This window comes from Bradyrhizobium sp. CCBAU 051011, assembly GCF_009930815.1.
In the GTDB taxonomy this organism is placed as follows: domain Bacteria; phylum Pseudomonadota; class Alphaproteobacteria; order Rhizobiales; family Xanthobacteraceae; genus Bradyrhizobium.
In genome coordinates this window covers 2,037,668-2,057,522 of sequence record NZ_CP022222.1, presented here as the reverse complement: position 1 = coordinate 2,057,522, position 19,855 = coordinate 2,037,668, and the positions used below count along the sequence as shown (strand labels likewise).

Annotated in this window: 15 protein-coding genes; 11 read left to right on the top strand and 4 right to left on the bottom strand. The window is 63.2% G+C overall.

All coding sequences use genetic code 11. From position 1 onward, the window contains the following. Positions 1 to 188 precede the first annotated feature (188 nt). From acnA to ACH79_RS09700, 3 genes are all read left to right on the top strand, one after another. Positions 189 to 2,909, top strand: a complete 2,721-nt coding sequence (gene acnA, locus ACH79_RS09710) for an aconitate hydratase AcnA (RefSeq protein ID WP_161850828.1) — start codon at positions 189 to 191, stop codon at positions 2,907 to 2,909. A gap of 158 nt (positions 2,910 to 3,067) precedes the next feature. Beyond that, positions 3,068 to 3,826, top strand: coding sequence for a thioredoxin family protein (locus tag ACH79_RS09705; protein WP_161850827.1), 759 nt, complete (start codon positions 3,068 to 3,070; stop codon positions 3,824 to 3,826). Between the two features lie 518 nt (positions 3,827 to 4,344). After that, positions 4,345 to 4,716 (top strand): DUF2794 domain-containing protein, encoded by a 372-nt coding sequence (locus tag ACH79_RS09700; RefSeq protein ID WP_161850826.1) that lies wholly within the window; start codon positions 4,345 to 4,347, stop codon positions 4,714 to 4,716. A 146-nt stretch (positions 4,717 to 4,862) separates the two neighbouring features. Here the strand turns inward: ACH79_RS09700 and ACH79_RS09695 are convergent, their stop codons facing one another. The 4 genes from ACH79_RS09695 to ACH79_RS09680 form a co-directional block, all read right to left on the bottom strand. After that, positions 4,863 to 5,408 carry a GNAT family N-acetyltransferase gene (locus ACH79_RS09695; RefSeq protein WP_161850825.1) on the bottom strand — a complete coding sequence of 182 codons (546 nt, stop codon included), beginning with the start codon at positions 5,406 to 5,408 and terminating at the stop codon, positions 4,863 to 4,865. A 143-nt stretch (positions 5,409 to 5,551) separates the two neighbouring features. Next, complete coding sequence (locus tag ACH79_RS09690; RefSeq protein WP_161850824.1) at positions 5,552 to 6,343, bottom strand: Bax inhibitor-1/YccA family protein; 792 nt, start codon at positions 6,341 to 6,343, stop codon at positions 5,552 to 5,554. 243 nt (positions 6,344 to 6,586) lie between these two features. After that, complete coding sequence (locus ACH79_RS09685) at positions 6,587 to 9,157, bottom strand: ABC transporter permease (RefSeq protein WP_161850823.1); 2,571 nt, start codon at positions 9,155 to 9,157, stop codon at positions 6,587 to 6,589. Continuing rightward, on the bottom strand, positions 9,154 to 9,867 hold the full coding sequence (locus ACH79_RS09680; protein ID WP_161850822.1) for an ABC transporter ATP-binding protein: 714 nt from the start codon (positions 9,865 to 9,867) through the stop codon (positions 9,154 to 9,156). Before ACH79_RS09680 ends, ACH79_RS09685 begins: the two co-directional genes overlap by 4 nt. Here ACH79_RS09680 and ACH79_RS09675 point away from each other — a divergent pair. From ACH79_RS09675 to ACH79_RS09640, 8 genes are all read left to right on the top strand, one after another. After that, positions 9,866 to 10,570: an arylesterase gene (locus ACH79_RS09675; protein ID WP_202639210.1), complete on the top strand. Its 705-nt coding sequence runs from the start codon at positions 9,866 to 9,868 to the stop codon at positions 10,568 to 10,570. The two genes, ACH79_RS09680 and ACH79_RS09675, sit on opposite strands and share 2 nt — an antisense overlap. A gap of 181 nt (positions 10,571 to 10,751) precedes the next feature. After that, positions 10,752 to 11,288 carry an RNA 2',3'-cyclic phosphodiesterase gene (thpR, locus tag ACH79_RS09670; RefSeq protein WP_161850821.1) on the top strand — a complete coding sequence of 179 codons (537 nt, stop codon included), beginning with the start codon at positions 10,752 to 10,754 and terminating at the stop codon, positions 11,286 to 11,288. A 171-nt stretch (positions 11,289 to 11,459) separates the two neighbouring features. Beyond that, a complete protein-coding gene (zapE, locus tag ACH79_RS09665) occupies positions 11,460 to 12,644 on the top strand; it encodes a cell division protein ZapE (RefSeq protein WP_161850820.1) in 1,185 nt (394 codons plus the stop codon). Positions 12,645 to 12,880: 236 nt separating this feature from the next. Then, positions 12,881 to 13,849, top strand: coding sequence for a malate dehydrogenase (mdh, locus tag ACH79_RS09660; RefSeq protein ID WP_057861534.1), 969 nt, complete (start codon positions 12,881 to 12,883; stop codon positions 13,847 to 13,849). A 135-nt stretch (positions 13,850 to 13,984) separates the two neighbouring features. After that, a complete protein-coding gene (gene sucC, locus ACH79_RS09655) occupies positions 13,985 to 15,181 on the top strand; it encodes an ADP-forming succinate--CoA ligase subunit beta (RefSeq protein ID WP_161850819.1) in 1,197 nt (398 codons plus the stop codon). A gap of 2 nt (positions 15,182 to 15,183) precedes the next feature. Then, positions 15,184 to 15,660 carry a DUF1579 family protein gene (locus tag ACH79_RS09650; protein ID WP_161850818.1) on the top strand — a complete coding sequence of 159 codons (477 nt, stop codon included), beginning with the start codon at positions 15,184 to 15,186 and terminating at the stop codon, positions 15,658 to 15,660. A gap of 39 nt (positions 15,661 to 15,699) precedes the next feature. Beyond that, positions 15,700 to 16,584, top strand: coding sequence for a succinate--CoA ligase subunit alpha (gene sucD / locus ACH79_RS09645; RefSeq protein WP_161850817.1), 885 nt, complete (start codon positions 15,700 to 15,702; stop codon positions 16,582 to 16,584). Positions 16,585 to 16,719: 135 nt separating this feature from the next. After that, entirely contained in the window at positions 16,720 to 19,677 is a 2,958-nt protein-coding gene (locus ACH79_RS09640) for a 2-oxoglutarate dehydrogenase E1 component (RefSeq protein ID WP_161850816.1), read from the top strand. Positions 19,678 to 19,855 lie beyond the last annotated feature (178 nt).

The window sequence follows — 19,855 nt, the reverse complement described above, 5'->3', positions numbered from 1 at the left end:
CGTCAGAATTTGTGGGTACCGCATTGCTGCAGCACGTTTGTCGGTGTGGCGGCGCTTCTAGAAAGATTCTATAAGCCCGGAACTTGATGCAGCACACAATCGGCGGCTGCAAGCCATCAGGCCAAGCCTCACGCTGAAGGTGTTTAAATACCCTTGCCGGGTATAACTAGAATTTGGGATTTCCTGACATGACCTCGCTCGACAGCTTCAAATGCCGCAAGACCCTCAAGGTCGGCAGCAAGACCTACGTGTATTACAGCCTGCCCGCCGCCGAGAAGAACGGTCTGAAGGGAATTTCCAAGCTGCCCTATTCGATGAAGGTGCTCCTGGAAAACCTGCTGCGCAACGAGGACGACCGCACGGTCAAGAAGGAAGACATCGTTGCGGTGTCGAAGTGGCTCAGAAAGCGCAAGCTTGAGCATGAAGTGGCGTTCCGTCCGGCGCGCGTGCTGATGCAGGATTTCACCGGCGTGCCGGCGGTGGTCGATCTCGCCGCGATGCGCAACGCAATGCAGGCGCTCGGCGGCGATGCCGAGAAGATCAACCCGCTGGTGCCGGTCGATCTCGTCATCGACCACTCGGTGATCGTCAACTTCTTCGGTGACAACAAGGCGTTCGGCAAGAACGTCGTCGAGGAATACAAGCAGAACCAGGAACGCTATGAGTTTCTGAAGTGGGGCCAGAAGGCGTTTTCGAATTTCTCCGTGGTGCCGCCCGGCACCGGCATCTGCCACCAGGTCAATCTCGAATATCTCGCCCAGACGGTGTGGACCAAGAAGGAGAAGATGACGGTCGGCAAGAAGACCGGCACCTTCGAGGTCGCCTATCCGGATTCGCTTGTTGGCACCGACTCGCACACCACCATGGTCAACGGCCTCGCCGTGCTCGGCTGGGGTGTCGGCGGCATCGAGGCGGAGGCCTGCATGCTCGGCCAGCCGCTGTCGATGCTGCTGCCGGAAGTCGTCGGCTTCAAGCTGAAGGGCCAGCTCAAGGAAGGCGTCACCGCGACCGACCTCGTGCTGACGGTCACGCAGATGCTGCGCAAGCAGGGCGTGGTCGGCAAGTTCGTCGAGTTCTTCGGCCCCGGCCTCGACTATCTCTCGGTCGCGGACAAGGCGACCATCGGCAACATGGCGCCGGAATACGGCGCGACCTGCGGCTTCTTCCCGGTCGATGCCGCAACCATCGATTATCTCAAGACCTCCGGCCGCAAGGCTGATCGCGTCGCGCTGGTGGCGGCCTATGCCAAGGCGCAGGGCCTGTTCCGTACGGCGAAATCGACCGATCCGGTGTTCACGGAAACCCTGACGCTCGATCTGAAGGACGTCGTGCCGTCGATGGCCGGCCCGAAGCGCCCCGAAGGCCGCGTCGCGCTGCCCGCGGTTTCCACCGGCTTCGCCACCGCGCTCGCCGGCGAGTACAAGAAGCCTGATGGTGCCGATAACCGCTATTCGGTCGAGAACCGCGATTTCGATCTCGGCCATGGTGACGTCGTGATCGCCGCGATCACCTCCTGCACCAACACCTCTAACCCGAGCGTCCTGATCGGCGCAGGCCTGCTGGCGCGCAACGCCGCCGCCAAGGGGTTGACGGCCAAGCCGTGGGTGAAGACGTCTCTTGCCCCGGGCAGCCAGGTGGTCGCGGAATATCTCGCCAATTCGGGTCTGCAGAAAGATCTCGACAAGGTCGGCTTCAACCTGGTCGGCTTCGGCTGCACCACCTGCATCGGCAATTCCGGTCCGCTGCCGGAGGAGATTTCGAAGTCGATCAACGACAACGGCATCGTTGCGGCGGCCGTGCTGTCGGGTAACCGTAACTTTGAAGGTCGCGTCTCGCCGGACGTGCAGGCGAACTATCTGGCCTCGCCGCCGCTGGTGGTGGCCTATGCGCTGGCCGGCACCGTGACCAAGGATCTTGCGGTCGAGCCGATCGGCACCGGCAAGGACGGCAAGCCGGTGTACCTGAAGGACATCTGGCCGACCACGAAGGAGATCAACGCCTTCATGAAGAAATTCGTGACAGCTACGATCTTCAAGAAGCGCTATGCCGACGTGTTCAAGGGCGACACCAACTGGCGCAAGATCAAGACCACCGACAGCGAGACCTATCGCTGGAACATGTCGTCGACCTATGTGCAGAACCCGCCCTACTTCGAGGGCATGAAGAAGCAGCCCGATCCCGTGGTCGACGTGGTCGACGCGCGGATTCTTGCGATGTTCGGCGACAAGATCACCACCGACCATATCTCGCCGGCCGGCTCGATCAAGCTGACCTCGCCGGCCGGAAAATTCCTCAGTGAGCACCAGGTGCGTCCCGCCGACTTCAACCAGTACGGCACGCGGCGCGGCAATCACGAGATCATGATGCGCGGCACCTTCGCCAACATCCGCATCAAGAACTTCATGCTGAAGGGCGCCGACGGGAATATTCCGGAGGGCGGACTAACCAAGCACTGGCCCGACGGCGAGCAGATGTCGATCTACGACGCGGCGATGAAGTACCAGCAGGAGAGCGTGCCGCTGGTGGTGTTCGCCGGCGCCGAATACGGCAACGGCTCCTCGCGCGACTGGGCCGCGAAGGGCACCCGCCTGCTCGGCGTTCGCGCCGTGATCTGCCAGAGCTTCGAGCGCATCCATCGCTCCAACCTGGTCGGCATGGGTGTGTTGCCGCTCACCTTCGAGGACGGCACGTCGTGGACATCGCTCGGCCTCAAGGGCGACGAGACGGTGACGATCCGGGGGCTGCAGGGCGACCTGAAGCCGCGCCAGACGCTGACGGCCGAGATCGTATCCGGCGACGGTTCGCTGCAGCGCGTGCCGCTGCTGTGCCGCATCGATACCCTCGACGAGCTCGAGTACTACCGAAACGGCGGCATTCTGCATTATGTGCTGCGCAAACTCGCGGCTTAACGCGGATTTGTGATCAGTGCCTCACTTCGAAGTGAGTGGCGACAAGAAAGAAGGCGGCCTATGACAAGGCCGCTTTCGCGCGTCTGGGGCACGCTTTCAGGAGCTCAAATGATGCCCCGTATAAATACGGATCGAAAACACTACCGCCGGTTCGCAGCATGTCAGCGATGATGGCCTACAACATTTCGCGATGGTCCGGAGCGCTCGGAGTCTGTGCAATCATCGCGGTCATCCGCCCGGCTCATGCCGATCCGCGCGCCGTCGTTGAACTGTTCACCTCGCAGGGCTGTTCGTCGTGTCCGCCGGCCGACAAAATCGTCGGCGAACTGGCCAAGGATCCGTCGGTGATCGCGCTGAGCATGCCGGTCGACTACTGGGATTATCTCGGCTGGAAGGACACGCTGGCAGACTCGCGCTTCAGCGCGCGTCAGAAAGCCTATTCGCATGTGCGCGGCGATCGCAACCTCTACACGCCGCAGATGATCGTTAACGGCTCCGCACAAGTGATCGGCAGCGATCGCGCCGCCATCGAAGGCGCCATCAAGACGACCGGCAAGACCGAAGGCGTGATGTCGGTGCCGGTGACGATGACGTTGTCGGGCAAGCTGCTCAATGTCTCGGTCGATGCGAGCAAGGTGTCAACGCCGGGCCGCGGCGAAATCTGGCTCTGCTCCGTCTCGAAGGCGGTACCGATTTCGATCGGGCGCGGCGAGAACCGTGGCCAGCAGATCACCTACTACAACGTGGTGCGCAATCTGGTGAAGGTCGGCGACTGGAACGGAAGCTCGGGAAGCTGGACCATTCCGCTGGAAAATATTTCCCGCGACGGCGTCGACGGTGCGGTCGTCTATGTCCAGGACGGCAGTCGCGACAAGCCGGGCGCGATGCTCGGCGCCGCCTACACCGCGTTGCGCTGATTAACGCTGGCGCTTCCGTAGCCCGGATGGAGCGCAGCGCAATCCGGGACAGCTTTCTCCGCCAGTGATGATCCCCGGATTACGCTGCGCTCCATCCGGGCTACGATGCTGAGGATTTCAAACTGGGTGCTGTGCTGCAGCCGGCGAAGCCAGAGTTGAGCGTGGCATTTACGAAAGCCCGCCCACAAACGAAAAAGGACCAACTCTCGTTGGCCCAGTATCGGGATTAACTCCCTTCTGCGAACAGGCCCGATCCCGACGGCCCCGGGGGGCTGGGGGCTGAGGAATCCGGAACCGAAAGGACCGGGCCAACGCAGGATTGTTTTCTCGCAACCCAGCGGGGCAGGCGGTTGGCGGAAGTGGGGCAGCAATAAGATTCCGCTAACGATCCCGTGAATCCCCGGGGATCGGTATTTCCGTTATTTCGCCGGTTCCATGCGGTTTCCTCGCATTTCCAGCCCCCTTGCGGCTTTTCGCGGTTAGCGCGATCATGTCGGTCGGATGACAGGAGGCGCTCCATGAACCCGATATCGGAGGACACCGATCCAAGCGCGAGCCGCGCAGTGGCGCGCCCCGCCACTGCAGTTCCTCCGCCGAATCGGGTCACGTTCAATCGTCTCGAACTCAACCGTATCCTCAATCTGTATGGCCGCATGGTCGCCGACGGCGAATGGCGCGACTACGCCATCGACTTCATGAAAGACCGCGCGGTGTTTTCGGTGTTTCGCCGCGCTTCCGAAGTCCCGCTTTACCGCATCGAGAAGGACCCGCGGCTCGCGCGCAAGCAGGGCATGTACAGCGTGATCTCGGCGACCGGGCTGATCCTGCGCCGCGGCCACGAGCTCGAACGCGTACTCTTGGTGATCGACCGCAAGCTGGCGTTGGTTTAGGCGGGATCCTGTCGCCCGGATGGAGCCAACGGGTCGCGCGAACGCGCGCCCGATGACATGCTCCGCGAACTCCGGGAAGACCATATCCGCTTGCGAGATCGTCCCGGATTGCGCTGCGCTCCATCCGGGGCTTCTACGAAGCCTTCTCAATCCTTCGGCACCGTCGAGCCGCCTTCGCCGAGCGTGCGCTGCATCATCACGGTGTCGAGCCAGCGGCCGAACTTGAGGCCGACATTGCGATGCGTCCCAATCATCTGGAAACCGCATTTGGTATGAAGGCCGATCGAGCCGGCGTTGGCGGAATCGCCAATCACGGCGATCATTTGCCGGTAGCCGCGGGCCTCGCATTCGGCGATCAGCGGCTGCATCAGCTGCAGGCCGATGCCGCGGCGGTGGGTCGAGGGCTTCAGATAGATTGAGTTCTCCACCGTGAAACGATAGGCAGGCCGCGGCCGATAGGGGCCGGCATAGGCATAGCCGATCACCTCGCCTTCGACGGCGGCGGTGAAATAGGGAAAGCCGCCATCCATCAGGACTTTGAACCGCCGGGTCATCTCGGCGAGATCGGGCGGGATCAGTTCGAACGTCGCGGTGCCGTAGCGCACCGCGTGCTCGTAGATGTCGGTGATGGCAGGAAGGTCGGCCTCGGTGGCGGGCCGGATTTCAGGAGCGGACGTTTCAGAAGCGGGCATGGCAAAAAGATACCAGCAGACAGCTCTGGATCAACGCTCTTTCCGTCATGGCCCGGGTGAGGCCCGGCCATGACGATCACGGATCAAAAGAAAAGCCCCGGCGCGAGGCCGGGGCTTCAACTCGTGAACCTGATCGGGGGCGCTTATTCGCGCTGGCCGAGGAGCTGCAGCAGCAGCGTGAACAGGTTGATGAAGTTCAGATAGAGCGACAGTGCGCCGGTAATCGCCGCCTTGTCCGCTATCTCGCCGCCCTCGGAGGCGTAGCCATAGATGTAGTCGTTCTTCAGCCGCTGGGTATCCCAGGCGGTGAGGCCAGCAAACACCAGCACGCCGACCACCGAGACGATGAACTGCAGCATCGAGCTCGCCAGGAACAGGTTGACCAGGCTCGCGATGATGACGCCGATCAAGCCCATGAACAGGAACGACCCCATGCCGCTCATGTCACGCTTGGTGGTGTAGCCGTAGAGGCTCAGCGCGCCGAAGGTCGCCGCGGTGATGAAGAACACCCGCACGATCGAGGTGTGGGTGTACACCAGGAAGATCGACGACAGCGAAATGCCCATCAGGGCCGCGAACGCCCAGAACAGCAATTGTGCCGTCGCGGGCCGCAGCCGGTTGATGCCGAACGAGATCGCGAACACCATGACCAGCGGCGCGAGGATGAACAGCCACTTCAGCGGGCTGACATACATCGCGTAGCCGAACGGCGTCAGGAAGGCGTTGCCGAACCGGGCGGCGGCGCCGGCCTGGTCGGTGGTCACGGCGGCCATGTAGACGCCGAGCGCCGCAAGGCCGGTGATGGCCAGGCCGATGCTCATGTAGTTGTAGATGCGCAGCATGTAGGCGCGCAGACCGGCATCGACGGCCGCTGCGTCAACGCGTCCGGCGGCCCGGCCGAAAGGAGATACGTAGTTACGGTCTAGGTCCGACATGGTCGAATTCCCGTTGGTTGCCCGGCGGAGCGCAAGGGGTTTGCGGCGCCGGTTAGATTTCTTAGCTCAGATGTCCCGATCTGCCGACGCTAATTTCACGTCATGAACCCGGCCACTGATCTTGGCTGGTATGTGGGAAACTAACACATTCGACGCAAGCTTCCACGCGCGGCTGAATGTCGCTTCTCCCCGCCATTTGCGCGTAAAGCTTGCGTTAACCCGGCTTTCCGCCGCTACAAATTGTCACAAATTCCGCAACACGCTGGCGGGCTTCTGGTTCAGCGCCAGCAACGTCCCGGCGAGCCCCAGCCCCACCGTGACGATCAGGGCGGCTATGACCACGCCAGCCGCGCTGCCGGCTTGCCAGATGAAACTCAACGTCATCAGCCGGGTCACGATCAGCCACGCTGCGATCGAGCCAGCGATGACGCCGAATACCGCGGTGGCAAGGCCGATCATCAGGTATTCCAGTGCGTAGGCGCCGAGCAGCCGTGCCCGGGTTGCGCCCAGCGTCTTCAGGATCACCGCGTCATAGACCCGGTGGCGGTGGCCTGCGGCCAGCGCGCCGCCCAGCACCAGGATCGCCGAGATCAGCGTCACGGCGCTGGCGCCGCGGATGGCGAGCACGAGGTTGGTGACGACGGTGCCGACGGTTTCCAGCGCTTCGCGGACCCGCACGCTGGTCACCATCGGAAAGGCGTCCGCCACCTGCTTGATGATTCGCGCGTCGCCCGCCGGATCCGGGTGGACCTCCGACAGGGTCGCGACATGGCTGTGCGGCGCGCCCTTGAACGCGTTGGGCGAGAACACCAGCACGAAATTGATGCCGAGCCCCTGCCAGTCGACGTTGCGGAGATTGCTGATCCGGGCCGGAATGTCGCGGCCGAGCACGTTGACGACGATCTCGTCGCCTATTCTGAGCTTCAGCCCGTCGGCGATCTTCTTCTCCAGCGAGACCAGCGGCGGCCCCTTATAGTCCGCGCTCCACCATTCGCCTTCGACCACCTTCGAGCCCTTGGGAACTTCGTTGGTGTAGGTCAGGCCGCGGTCGCTCTGCAACACCCACTCGGACTCCTGCGACGGATTGAGCTCGTCTGCCTTGACGCCGCGGGCCGCGACGATGCGTCCTCGCAGCATCGGCACGTCCTCAACCGTCGATTGCGGCGCGACCTGCTTGAGGAAGGCGCCGAAGCGGTCGGCATCGGCAGTCGGGATGTCTATGAAGTAGAACGAGGGCGCGCGTTCCGGCAGCGCGGCCAGGAATTGCCGGCGCAGATTGCCGTCGATCTGGGTGATGGTGACGAGCACCGCGAGCCCGAGGCCGAGCGACATCACGACCGAGGGCGTCAGCGCGCCGGGCCGGTAGACGTTGGCGATCGCCAGCCGCAGCATGGTGATGCGGCTTCGTGGCATTCGGCGTGCCAGCGCCATCAGCCCGGCGGCGACGCCGCGCAGCAGCGCGAATACCGCCACCGAGGATACGACGAACACCGCCGCAACCCGTTTGTCATAGGAAAGCCCGATGGCGACGGCGACCAGCAGCACGATCACCGCGGCCATCAGCGCGAGATAAGCCCAGCGCGGCCGGTGCCATTCGCGCGCGACTTCCTCGCGAAACAGCGCGGCGACCGGCACGTCGTGCACCCGGCCGAGCGGCCATAGTCCGAAGGCGAGCGCGGTGAGCAGGCCGTAGACGAACGACAGCGCCAGTTCGTCCGGATGCAGGGCGGGGATCACCGGCAGCGGGAGCAGCTTGCCGAACACCCCGACGATGAGGAACGGCAGAGCCGCGCCGGCCGCCAGCCCGATCACCGAACCGACCGCGGCGAGCAGGACCACCTGCGTCAGATAGATCGTGAAGACGTCGCGCCCTGTGGCGCCCAGCGCCTTGAACGAGGCAATGACGTCGCGGCGCCGGTCGATATGGCTCTTGACCGCGTTGGCGACGCCGACGCCGCCGACCAGGAGCGCGGCGAGGCCGACCAGCGTCAGGAACTGGCTGAAGCGGCTGATGGTGCGCTCGAGTTGCGGGGAGGCGTTGCTGCTGCTGCGGATCCACCAGCCGGCCTCGGGGAGGGCGCTCCGCGCACTCTCGATCAATTGGGTCGCGGCGCGGTCGTCAGCCGCGTTATTCGGCAGCTTCACACGGTAGATCCAGCGCACCAGGCTGCCGGGCTGCAGCAATCCGCTGGCGCGCAGGCTCGCCTCGCTGACCAGAACGCGTGGGCCCAACCCGACATTGCCGGCCAGCTTGTCCGGCTCGGCGCCAACGATGCTGCGAATCTGGAACGTGGCGTTGCCGATCGTAATACGGTCGCCGAGCTTGAGGTCGAGCCGCGCCAGCAGCGTGGAATCCACCGCCGCCCCGAACGCGCCGTCACGCTCGGCCAGCAGATCTGCCATCGGCATTTTCGGCTCGAGCGTCACCTCTCCGAGCATCGGGTAGTTGCCGTCCACGGCCTTGAGCTCGACCAGCGCCAGCTTGCCGTCATGGCTTCGGGCCATGACGCGCAGCGCGGCCGCCACCGAAACCTGGCCGCGCGCCCGCAGGAAACCGATTTCCTCCGGCTTGGCTTCGCGCTGGATCAGCGAGAAGGCGACGTCGCCGCCCAGCAACGTGCGGCCCTCGCGCGTCAAACCTTCGCCGAGGCTCGCGGCGACCGAGCCGACGCCGGCAATCGCCATGACGCCGAGCGCGATGCAGGCGATGAAGACGTAGAAGCCGCGCAAGCCCCCGCGCAATTCGCGCAGCGCGTAACGCAGGGCCAGCGACGATGCGCGGCTACGGTAGACGGGTTCGGAAACGGTGGTCATGAGTGGCTGTCGATCCGGCCCGAGCGCAGCCGCACCACGCGGTCGCAACGCTGCGCCAGCGAGCTGTCATGTGTCACCAGCACCAAGGTCATGCCGCGCTCGGCATGTTTGGTGAAGAGCATGTCGACGATCTGCTTGCCGGTGGCCTCGTCGAGATTGCCGGTCGGCTCGTCGGCAACGAGAATGGCGGGATCTGGCGCCAGCGCGCGAGCGAGCGCCACGCGCTGCTGTTCGCCGCCGGACAGTTGTGTCGGATAGTGATGCAGGCGTTCGCCGAGGCCGACGGACGCCAGCTCCTTCGCCGCGCGCTCCGCCGCGTCGGGACTGCCGGCGAGCTCCAGCGGTACCGCGACGTTTTCCAGCGCGGTCATGGTCGGGATCAGATGAAACGACTGGAACACGATGCCGACCTGGCGGCCGCGGAAGCGGGCCAGCGCATCCTCGTCGAGGGCATTGAACGGCGTGCCGTTCACCACCACCTCTCCGCTGTCAGGACGTTCCAACCCCGCCATTACCATCAGCAAGGTCGATTTGCCCGAGCCTGAAGGTCCGATCAGGCCGATCGCCTCGCCCGATGCCACACGAAGGCTGATATCTTTCAGGATATGAACGCGGGCCGCGCCGGTGCCGAGCGAGAGGTTGACGTTGGAAATGGAAATGGTGTCCGGCTCGAGGCCGGTCAGCGAAGAGGGTTCGATGAGACTGTCCATGGCTCGGTCATATGGCACTTCCGCCGCTCGGGTCGAGGGCTTGAAACGGATGTTCGCGCACATACGCGTGTTGATTATGGCTTTGATGACGGCCGGGCCGGTTTGGGCTCAGACCCCGGCCACCGCACCCGCCAAACCCGTCAAAGTGGTCGTTCTCGGCGATTCCCTGAGCGCCGGCCTTGGCCTGCAGGCTTCGGCCGCATTCCCCGCCCGCTTGCAAAAAGCGTTAGCTGACAAGGGGATAAAGGTCGACATGACCAACGCCGGGGTGTCCGGCGACACGACTTCCGGCGGCCGCGACCGGCTGGACTGGTCGATCCCGGAGGGAACCGAGGCGGTGATCGTCGAACTCGGCGCCAACGACGCCTTGCGTGGGATCGACCCCGCCGTCACCCGCGCCGCCTTGACCGACATCCTGACCCGGCTGAAGGCGCGCAACATCGCCGTTCTCTTGTGCGGAATGCTGGCGCCGCCCAATTACGGCAGCGACTATGCGGCGCGCTTCAACGCCATCTATCCGGAGCTTGCGAAAGCGTTCGGCGTGCCGCTCTACCCGTTTTTCCTGGAGGGGGTCGCGGCGGAGGCCAAGCTCAACCAGGCCGACGGAATTCACCCGACCGCCGAGGGCGTCGATATCATCGTGAAGAACATTCTGCCTATGGTGGAAGCATTTCTCGGCACGATCTCCGGGCAGCGGAGTTGAAAAAAGGAGCAACTGATAACGTTACCCAAAGGTTTTCCCGTAGCATTGCGGTGTGCTCGCGCCGCGCGCTTCGCAGAGTCACATAAGTCGGGTAGAAAATAACTATCGGTGATTCGTCACCGGGCGCTGTTACAGGACATGGTCCTTTTCAAGGTCATGCCCAAGCATCGGGAGTCATGCGATGCCGCGTTTGTTTGCTGGACTGGAAATTCCGGCCGAGATCGGCCAGAGCCTTTCCAATTTGCGTGGCGGCCTTCCCGGCGCACGCTGGATCGATCCCGAAAATTATCACGTTACCTTGCGCTTCATCGGCGACATCGATGGCATGTCGGCGAATGAAATCGCCTCGATGCTATTTCGGGTCAACCGCAAGCCGTTCGAGGTCAAGGTGCAGGGCCTGCAGAGTTTTGGCGGCAAGAAACCGCGCGCGGTGGTCGCCTCCGTCGAGCCGAGCCGGCCGCTGATCGAGTTGCAGGCCGAGCTCGAACGGCTGATGCAGCGGATCGGTCTCGATCCCGAGGGGCGCAAATTCACGCCGCACGTGACGCTGGCGCGGCTGTATGATGCGTCGAGCCAGGACGTCGCCGATTATCTCTCGGTGCGCGGCTACTTTCCGAGCCGGACATTCATGGCCTCGCGCTTCGTGCTGTTCTCGTCCCGCGCTTCCACCGGCGGCGGGCCCTACGTGGTCGAGGATTCCTACGCGCTGAGTGCGTGAGGCATAGATGTAGTCCGGATGGAGTGAAGCGAAATCCGGGGCAGGTCTATCCGCTTGTCGCAGAACTCCGGATTGCGCTGCGCTCCATTCGGGCTACGTAGCGTCATTTGCATACCCCCAGCACCGATTCTCGGCTTGCAATTTTCGCTCGCTTGAGGCCGAAAGGGGGCCATGCTCTCGACCGATCCCTCCTCGTTCCACGCACAATATCAGGCGCTGGTTTCCTCCGGCGCGATCGAGGCCGATCCCGCGCAGGCCGAGGCCGCCGAGGCGTTTGCCGCGCTCGAGGAGCGGCTGTCGAGCTACAAGCCGGCGCGCAAGCTCAGCCTGCTTGGCCGGCTGTTCGGCGACAAGAGCGAGCCGCCGCCGCGCGGGCTTTATGTTCATGGCGAGGTCGGCCGCGGCAAGACCATGCTGATGGATCTGTTCTTTCAGCACTCGCCGGTCCAGCACAAGCGCCGCGCCCATTTCCACGAATTCATGGCCGAGGCGCATGAGAAGATCTACGCCTATCGCCAGAACATCGCCCGCGGGGAAATCGCGGATAGCGACGTGATCGAGCTGACGGCCAACGCCATCTTCGACGAGGCGTGGCTGCTGTGCTTCGACGAATTCCACGTCACCGACATCGCCGACGCCATGATTCTGGGACGGCTGTTCTCAAAACTGTTCGAACTCGGCACGGTCGTGGTGGCGACCTCGAACGTCGCGCCCGAGGACCTCTACAAGGGCGGCCTCAACCGCGCGCTGTTCCTGCCCTTCATCGCGCAGATCGAAGATCGCATGGATGTGCTGCGGCTCGACGCGCGCACTGATTTTCGCCTCGAAAAACTCGCCGGCGTGAAGATGTGGCTGGTGCCGCCGGATGATGAAGCCGGCGCAGCGCTCGACCGAGCCTGGCGCAAGATGACGGGCAATGCGCCCTGCAAGCCGCGCGATATCGCGATCAAGGGCCGCGTGCTGCGCGTGCCCTGTTCGGCGCACGGCATTGCGCGGTTTTCATTTGCCGACATTTGCGAAAAGCCGCTCGCCGCATCGGATTACCTGCGGCTGGCGCATGATTATCACACCATCCTGATCGACCGCATTCCGGTGATGGATTACGCCGAGCGCAACGCCGCCAAGCGTTTCATCTCGCTGATCGACACGCTCTATGACAACGCCGTGAAGCTGATGGCCTCGGCCGAGGCCGATCCGGTGTCGCTGTATCTGGCGACCGAAGGTATTGAGGCCATGGAGTTCAAGCGAACCGCGTCGCGGCTGATCGAAATGAGTTCGGAGTCCTATCTGGCGCTCCCGCACGGGCGGAAGGACTCTGCGGCGAGCGGGTCGAGTACGGGGTTGGTGGAGACATGATCCGTCATTCCGGGGCGCGCGAAGCGCGAACCCGGAATCTCGAGCCACACTTCTGGATTCCGGGTTCGCGCTGTCGCGCGCCCCGGAATGACGATCGTTGGCATACCTGACCGAATTCAAGGCATGGCCTTAGAATTGGGCTCGCCCCGGCTTGAACCGGTCAATCGAAAGGGATAACCAGCCATCCGGCTGACTAATCCACCCCTCACTCTTCGTCTCAGAAGGACAAATTTCCCATGGCGCGCGACAAGATTGCTTTGATTGGCTCCGGTCAGATCGGCGGAACGCTGGCTCACCTCATCGGCCTGAAGGAGCTTGGTGACGTCGTGCTGTTCGACATCGCCGAAGGCGTTCCCCAGGGCAAGGCGCTCGACATCGCGCAGTCGTCCCCGGTCGACGGTTTCGACTCCAATCTCACCGGCGCCAATTCCTACGAGGCGCTTGATGGCGCCAAGGTCTGCATCGTCACCGCCGGCGTGCCGCGCAAGCCCGGCATGAGCCGCGACGATCTGCTCAGCATTAATCTCAAGGTCATGGAACAGGTCGGCGCCGGCATCAAGAAGTATGCCCCCGACGCGTTCGTCATCTGCATCACCAACCCGCTGGATGCGATGGTGTGGGCGCTGCAGAAGGCTTCCGGCCTGCCGCACAAGAAGGTGGTCGGCATGGCCGGCGTGCTCGATTCCGCGCGTTTCCGCTATTTCCTGGCCGACGAATTCAACGTCTCGGTCGAGGACGTCACCGCTTTCGTGCTCGGCGGCCACGGCGATACCATGGTGCCGCTGACCCGCTATTCCACCGTTGCCGGCATTCCGCTGCCCGACCTCGTCAAGATGGGCTGGACCTCGCAGGCCCGCATCGACGAGATCGTCGACCGTACCCGCAATGGCGGCGCCGAGATCGTCAACCTCCTCAAGACCGGTTCGGCCTTCTACGCGCCCGCCGCCTCCGCAATCGCGATGGCGGAGAGCTACCTCAAGGACAAGAAGCGCGTGCTGCCCTGCGCCGCCTATCTCAACGGCGAATACAACGTGAAGGACATGTATGTCGGCGTTCCCGTCGTGATCGGCTCGAAGGGCGTCGAGCGCGTGGTCGAGATCGAACTCGCCGGCAAGGACCGCGAAGCCTTCGACAAGTCGGTCGGCGCGGTTCAGGGCCTGGTCGACGCCTGCAAGAAGATCGCGCCCGACCTGCTCGGACGTTGATTTTGCACTGCTTTCGCCCCTAGACGGGGCGAAAGCCTTTTTCAGGGTTGCAGTTCTATTGGTATATGGTATGCCAACTACCAATGCCGGTGAACTGTAGAACTCGCCGCTTAAGGGTTTTGGGGAGCGTCCAAGATGAATATCCACGAATACCAGGCCAAGGCTCTGCTGCATGAATTCGGCGTGCCGATTTCGCGCGGCGTGGCTGTGTTGAAGGCCTCGGATTCTGAAGCCGCCGCCAAGCAGCTCCCCGGCCCGATCTGGGTGGTGAAGAGCCAGATCCATGCCGGCGGCCGCGGCAAGGGCAAGTTCAAGGAAGCTTCCGCCGGTGACAAGGGCGGCGTCCGCATCGCCAAGTCCGTCGCCGAGGTCAACGAATTCGCCAAGCAGATGCTGGGCGCGACGCTCGTCACGATCCAGACCGGCGCGCACGGCAAGCAAGTCAACCGCCTCTACATCGAGGAAGGCTCCGACATCGACAAGGAGTTCTATCTCTCGATCCTGGTCGACCGCGAATCTTCCAAAGTGTCGTTCGTGGTTTCGACCGAGGGCGGCGTCAACATCGAGGAAGTCGCGCACAATAACCCCGAGAAGATCGTGACCTTCTCGGTCGATCCGGCGACCGGCATCATGGGCCATCACGGCCGCACGGTCGCAAAGGCGCTCAACCTCTCCGGCGAGCTCGCCAAGCAGGCCGAGAAGCTGGTGGTGCAGCTCTACAACGCCTTCACCGCCAAGGACATGGCGATGCTGGAAATCAATCCGCTCGTCGTCACCAAGCAGGGCCAGCTCCGCGTGCTCGACGCCAAGGTGTCGTTCGACGACAACGCGATGTTCCGTCATCCGGAAGTGGCCGCGCTGCGCGACGAGACCGAAGAGGACGCCAAGGAAATCGAGGCGTCGAAATACGATCTCAACTATGTCGCGCTCGACGGCACCATCGGCTGCATGGTCAACGGCGCCGGCCTTGCCATGGCGACGATGGACATCATCAAGCTCTATGGCATGGAGCCCGCCAACTTCCTCGACGTCGGCGGCGGCGCCAGCAAGGAGAAGGTCGCGGCGGCCTTCAAGATCATCACCGCCGATCCGAACGTGAAGGGCATCCTCGTCAACATCTTCGGCGGCATCATGAAGTGCGATATCATCGCCGAAGGCGTGGTCGCCGCCGTCAAGGAAGTCGGCCTGAAAGTGCCGCTGGTGGTCCGGCTCGAAGGCACCAATGTCGACGCCGGCAAGAAGATCATCAGCCAGTCCGGGCTCAACGTGGTGTCGGCCGACAATCTCGACGATGCCGCACAGAAGATCGTGAAAGCCGTCAAGGGAGGCTAGCGATGGCTGACCATCTCGCCGCACCGACACCGCTTCCGGAGCATCAGAAACTCGCGGCATTCGCGGGCGAATGGGCCGGCGAGGAAATGGTCTATCCGTCGCGCTGGACCGCGGGCGGTCCTGCAACCTCTCACGTGGTGGCGCGCGTGGATCTCAACGGCTTCTATCTGATCCAGGATACCCGCCAGATCCGCGACGGCAAGGAGAGCTTCGCCACCCACGGCGTGTTCACCTACGACCGCGACGACCGGACCTACAAATTGTTCTGGCACGATTCGCTTGGCTACTATTCGCCGGCGCCGGCCTCCGGCGCCTGGGTCGGCAACAAGCTGACCCTGGTGCGCGGCTCGCTGCGCGGCAACGCGCGGCATGTCTATGAAGTCGTCGACGCCGACAGCTACACCATGAAGATCCAGTTCTCGCCCGATGCCGAAGGCTGGGCCGACGTGCTCACCGGCACGTATAGGCGCATCCATTAACCCCCTCGTTCACGGTCACCGAAGAAAGCGTTCGCAACCATGTCCGTTCTGATCGACAAGAATACCAAAGTCATCTGCCAGGGTTTTACGGGCAAGAACGGCACGTTCCATTCGGAGGCCGCGATCGCGTACGGCACCAAGATGGTCGGCGGCACCTCGCCGGGCAAAGGCGGCTCCAAGCATCTCAATCTGCCTGTCTTCGACACCGTTGCCGAGGCGCGCGAAAAGACCGGCGCGGATGCGTCCGTGATCTACGTGCCGCCGCCGGGTGCTGCGGATGCGATCTGCGAGGCGATCGATGCGGAAATTCCGCTGATCGTCTGCATCACCGAAGGCATCCCGGTGCTCGACATGGTGCGCGTCAAAAGATCGTTGAGCGGATCGAAATCGCGCCTGATCGGGCCGAACTGCCCGGGCGTGATGACCGCGGGCGAGTGCAAGATCGGCATCATGCCGGCCAACATCTTCAAACCGGGCAGCGTCGGGATCGTTTCGCGCTCGGGCACGTTGACCTATGAAGCCGTGTTCCAGACCACCCAGGAGGGCCTCGGCCAGACCACCGCGGTCGGCATCGGCGGTGACCCGGTGAAGGGCACCGAATTCATCGACGTGCTGGAGATGTTCCTCAAGGACGAGAAAACCACCTCCATCATCATGATTGGTGAAATCGGCGGCTCCGCCGAGGAAGACGCGGCGCAGTTCATCAAGGACGAGGCCAAGCGTGGCCGGAAAAAGCCGATGGTCGGCTTTATCGCCGGCGTTACCGCCCCTCCCGGCCGCCGCATGGGCCATGCCGGCGCCATCATCTCCGGCGGCAAGGGCGACGCCGGATCCAAGACGGCGGCGATGGAAGCCGCCGGAATTACGGTATCCCCGTCGCCGGCACGGCTCGGACACACCCTTGCCGAAAAGTTGAAATCTTAATTCAGTCCTTGGTTCTTTTCGGGGCGAAGTTTCGGATTAGATGGGGTAAAGGGTACTTTATCCCGCTGATCCGGTTCCCGGATCGGTCGATGCGCCGTCTACCACGCGCAAACCGAAAATTACCAGGACGCCATCATGTCTCGCCAGGACGCGAACGCAGCATTTGCCCTTTCCTCATTCTTGCAGGGCACCAACGCCACCTACATCGACGAGCTCTATGCCCGCTACGAGCAGGACCCCGGCTCGGTCGACGGCGAGTGGCAGGAATTCTTCAAGAGCCTGAAAGATACCCCGGCCGACGTCCAGAAGAACGCCGAGGGCCCATCCTGGGGCCGCAACAACTGGCCGCTGACGCCGCAGGATGAACTGACCTCGGCGCTGGACGGTAACTGGATCACCGTCGAGAAGGCCGTCGGCGCCAAGCTGGCCGCCAAGGCAAAGGCCCCCGGCGCCGAGCTGTCCCCGGCCGACGTCAATCAGGCGACGCGCGATTCCGTCCGTGCCCTGATGCTGATCCGCGCCTACCGCATGCGCGGTCATTTCCACGCCAAGCTCGATCCGCTCGGCATCGAGGCGCCGCGCGATCGCGAAGAGCTCGACCCGCGCACCTACGGCTTCACCGAGGCCGATTTCGACCGCAAGATCTTCCTCGACCATGTGCTCGGTCTCGAATACGGCACGCTGCGCGAGATCGTCGCGATCTGCGAGCGTACCTATTGCCAGACGCTCGGCGTTGAGTTCATGCACATCTCCAACGCGGCGCAGAAGGCCTGGATTCAGGAGCGTATCGAGGGTCCCGACAAGGAAATCAGCTTCACCCCAGAAGGCCGCCGCGCCATTCTCAACAAGCTGGTCGAGGCCGAAGGCTTCGAGAAGTTCGCCGATCTCAAGTTCACCGGCACCAAGCGCTTCGGTCTTGACGGCGCCGAGTCGCTGATTCCCGCGCTGGAGCAGATCATCAAGCGCGGCGGCAATCTCGGCGTGAAGGAAATCGTGCTCGGCATGCCGCATCGCGGCCGCCTCAACGTTCTGACCCAGGTGATGGGCAAGTCGCACCGTGCGCTGTTCCACGAATTCAAGGGAGGCTCTGCCAATCCCGAGGACGTCGAAGGCTCCGGCGACGTGAAGTATCACCTCGGCGCGTCAAGCGACCGCGAGTTCGACGGCAACAAGATCCATCTGTCGCTGACCGCCAACCCGTCGCATCTGGAAATCGTCGATCCCGTCGTGCTCGGCAAGGTGCGCGCCAAGCAGGACCAGCACGGCGATCCGCCCGACATGCGTATTTCGGTGCTGCCGCTGCTGCTGCACGGCGACGCGGCGTTCGCTGGCCAGGGCGTGGTGGCGGAATGCTTCAGCCTCTCCGACCTGAAGGGCTACCGCACTGGCGGTTCGCTGCATTTCATCGTCAACAACCAGATCGGCTTTACGACGTATCCGCGCTATTCGCGCTCCTCGCCGTATCCCTCCGACGTGGCGAAGATGATCGATGCGCCGATCTTCCACGTGAATGGCGACGATCCGGAAGCCGTGGTGTTCGCCGCCAAGGTCGCGATCGAGTTCCGGCAGAAGTTCCACAAGCCGGTCGTGATCGACATGTTCTGCTATCGCCGTCACGGCCATAACGAGGGCGACGAGCCAGCGTTCACCCAGCCGGTGATGTACAAGCACATCGCCTCGCATCCCTCGACGCTCGAACTCTACGCCAAGCGCCTGGTCGCCGAGGGCGTTTTGACCGAAGGCGAGGTCGAGAAGGCCAAGGCCGACTGGCGCGCGCGGCTCGACGCCGAGCTCGAGGCGGGCTCCGGCTACAAGCCCAACAAAGCCGATTGGCTCGACGGCAAATGGGCCGGCTTCAAGTCCGCCGATCAGGAAGAAGATGCCCGCCGCGGCGTCACCGGCGTCGATATCAGTGTCCTCAAGGACATCGGCCGCAAGATCACCAAGGTGCCGGATGGCTTCCGCGTCCACCGCACCATCCAGCGCTTCCTCGACAACCGCGCCAAGGCGATCGACAACGGCGTCGGCATCGACTGGGCGACCGGCGAGGCGCTGGCGTTCTGCACGCTGATGCAGGAAGGCCATCATGTCCGCCTGTCGGGACAAGACAGTGAGCGCGGCACCTTCTCGCAGCGCCATTCAGTCTTGATCGACCAGGAAGACGAGAGCCGCTACACGCCGTTCAACCATCTCGGCCACGACCAGGGCCATTACGAGGTCATCAACTCACTATTGTCGGAAGAGGCGGTGCTCGGCTTCGAGTACGGCTATTCGCTGGCCGAGCCGAACGCGCTGGCGATGTGGGAAGCGCAGTTCGGCGACTTCGCCAACGGCGCCCAGGTGGTGTTCGACCAGTTCATCTCGTCGGGTGAACGCAAATGGCTGCGCATGTCCGGTCTCGTCTGTCTGCTGCCGCATGGCTATGAAGGGCAGGGGCCGGAGCATTCCTCGGCGCGGCTCGAGCGCTTTTTGCAGATGTGCGCGGAAGACAACATGCAGGTGGTGTATCCGACCACGCCGGCGAATTACTTCCACGTGCTGCGGCGCCAGTTGCATCGCGAGATCCGCAAGCCGTTGATCATGATGACGCCGAAGTCGCTGTTGCGCCACAAGCGCGCGGTTTCGCGGCTCGACGAGCTCGGCAAGGACACGACGTTCCACCGCATCCTGTACGATGACGCGCAGATGCTGCCCGACGAGAAGATCAAGCTGGCGCCGGACGACAAGATCCGCCGCGTCGTGCTGTGCTCGGGCAAGGTCTATTACGATCTCTACGAGGAGCGCGAGAAGCGCGGCATCGACGACATCTACATCCTGCGCGTCGAGCAGCTCTATCCGGTACCGCTGAAGGCGCTGGTGCAGGAACTCATTCGCTTCAAGAACGCTGAAGTCGTGTGGTGCCAGGAAGAGCCGCGCAACATGGGCTCGTGGCACTTCATCGAGCCCTATCTCGAATGGGTGCTGAACCAGATCCATGCGCCGAACCGGCGTCCGCGTTACGCCGGTCGTGCGGCGTCGGCGGCAACCGCCACCGGTCTGATGTCTAAGCACCTGGCACAGCTCAAGGCGATGCTGGACGAGGCGCTGAATTAAGAACCCGTCATGCCCCGCCTTGTGCGCAGTTGCGCACTGGAGCGGGGCATCCAGTACGCCGCGCCGCTGGAATTCAATCATGACCATCCCGGCGTACTGGATCGCCCGCCCAAATGCGCAATCGCGCACAGAGCGGGCGACGACAGCTTTGGAATTTGAGATCTCTTAAGGATACCAA

Coding starts and splice junctions, on each gene's coding strand:
- acnA (WP_161850828.1), top strand. CDS start 189: ATGACCTCGCTCGACAGCTTCAAATGCCGCAAGACCCTCAAGGTCGGC.
- ACH79_RS09705 (WP_161850827.1), top strand. CDS start 3,068: ATGTCAGCGATGATGGCCTACAACATTTCGCGATGGTCCGGAGCGCTC.
- ACH79_RS09700 (WP_161850826.1), top strand. CDS start 4,345: ATGAACCCGATATCGGAGGACACCGATCCAAGCGCGAGCCGCGCAGTG.
- ACH79_RS09695 (WP_161850825.1), bottom strand. CDS start 5,408: ATGCCCGCTTCTGAAACGTCCGCTCCTGAAATCCGGCCCGCCACCGAG.
- ACH79_RS09690 (WP_161850824.1), bottom strand. CDS start 6,343: ATGTCGGACCTAGACCGTAACTACGTATCTCCTTTCGGCCGGGCCGCC.
- ACH79_RS09685 (WP_161850823.1), bottom strand. CDS start 9,157: ATGACCACCGTTTCCGAACCCGTCTACCGTAGCCGCGCATCGTCGCTG.
- ACH79_RS09675 (WP_202639210.1), top strand. CDS start 9,866: ATGGCTCGGTCATATGGCACTTCCGCCGCTCGGGTCGAGGGCTTGAAA.
- ACH79_RS09680 (WP_161850822.1), bottom strand. CDS start 9,867: ATGGACAGTCTCATCGAACCCTCTTCGCTGACCGGCCTCGAGCCGGAC.
- thpR (WP_161850821.1), top strand. CDS start 10,752: ATGCCGCGTTTGTTTGCTGGACTGGAAATTCCGGCCGAGATCGGCCAG.
- zapE (WP_161850820.1), top strand. CDS start 11,460: ATGCTCTCGACCGATCCCTCCTCGTTCCACGCACAATATCAGGCGCTG.
- mdh (WP_057861534.1), top strand. CDS start 12,881: ATGGCGCGCGACAAGATTGCTTTGATTGGCTCCGGTCAGATCGGCGGA.
- sucC (WP_161850819.1), top strand. CDS start 13,985: ATGAATATCCACGAATACCAGGCCAAGGCTCTGCTGCATGAATTCGGC.
- ACH79_RS09650 (WP_161850818.1), top strand. CDS start 15,184: ATGGCTGACCATCTCGCCGCACCGACACCGCTTCCGGAGCATCAGAAA.
- sucD (WP_161850817.1), top strand. CDS start 15,700: ATGTCCGTTCTGATCGACAAGAATACCAAAGTCATCTGCCAGGGTTTT.
- ACH79_RS09640 (WP_161850816.1), top strand. CDS start 16,720: ATGTCTCGCCAGGACGCGAACGCAGCATTTGCCCTTTCCTCATTCTTG.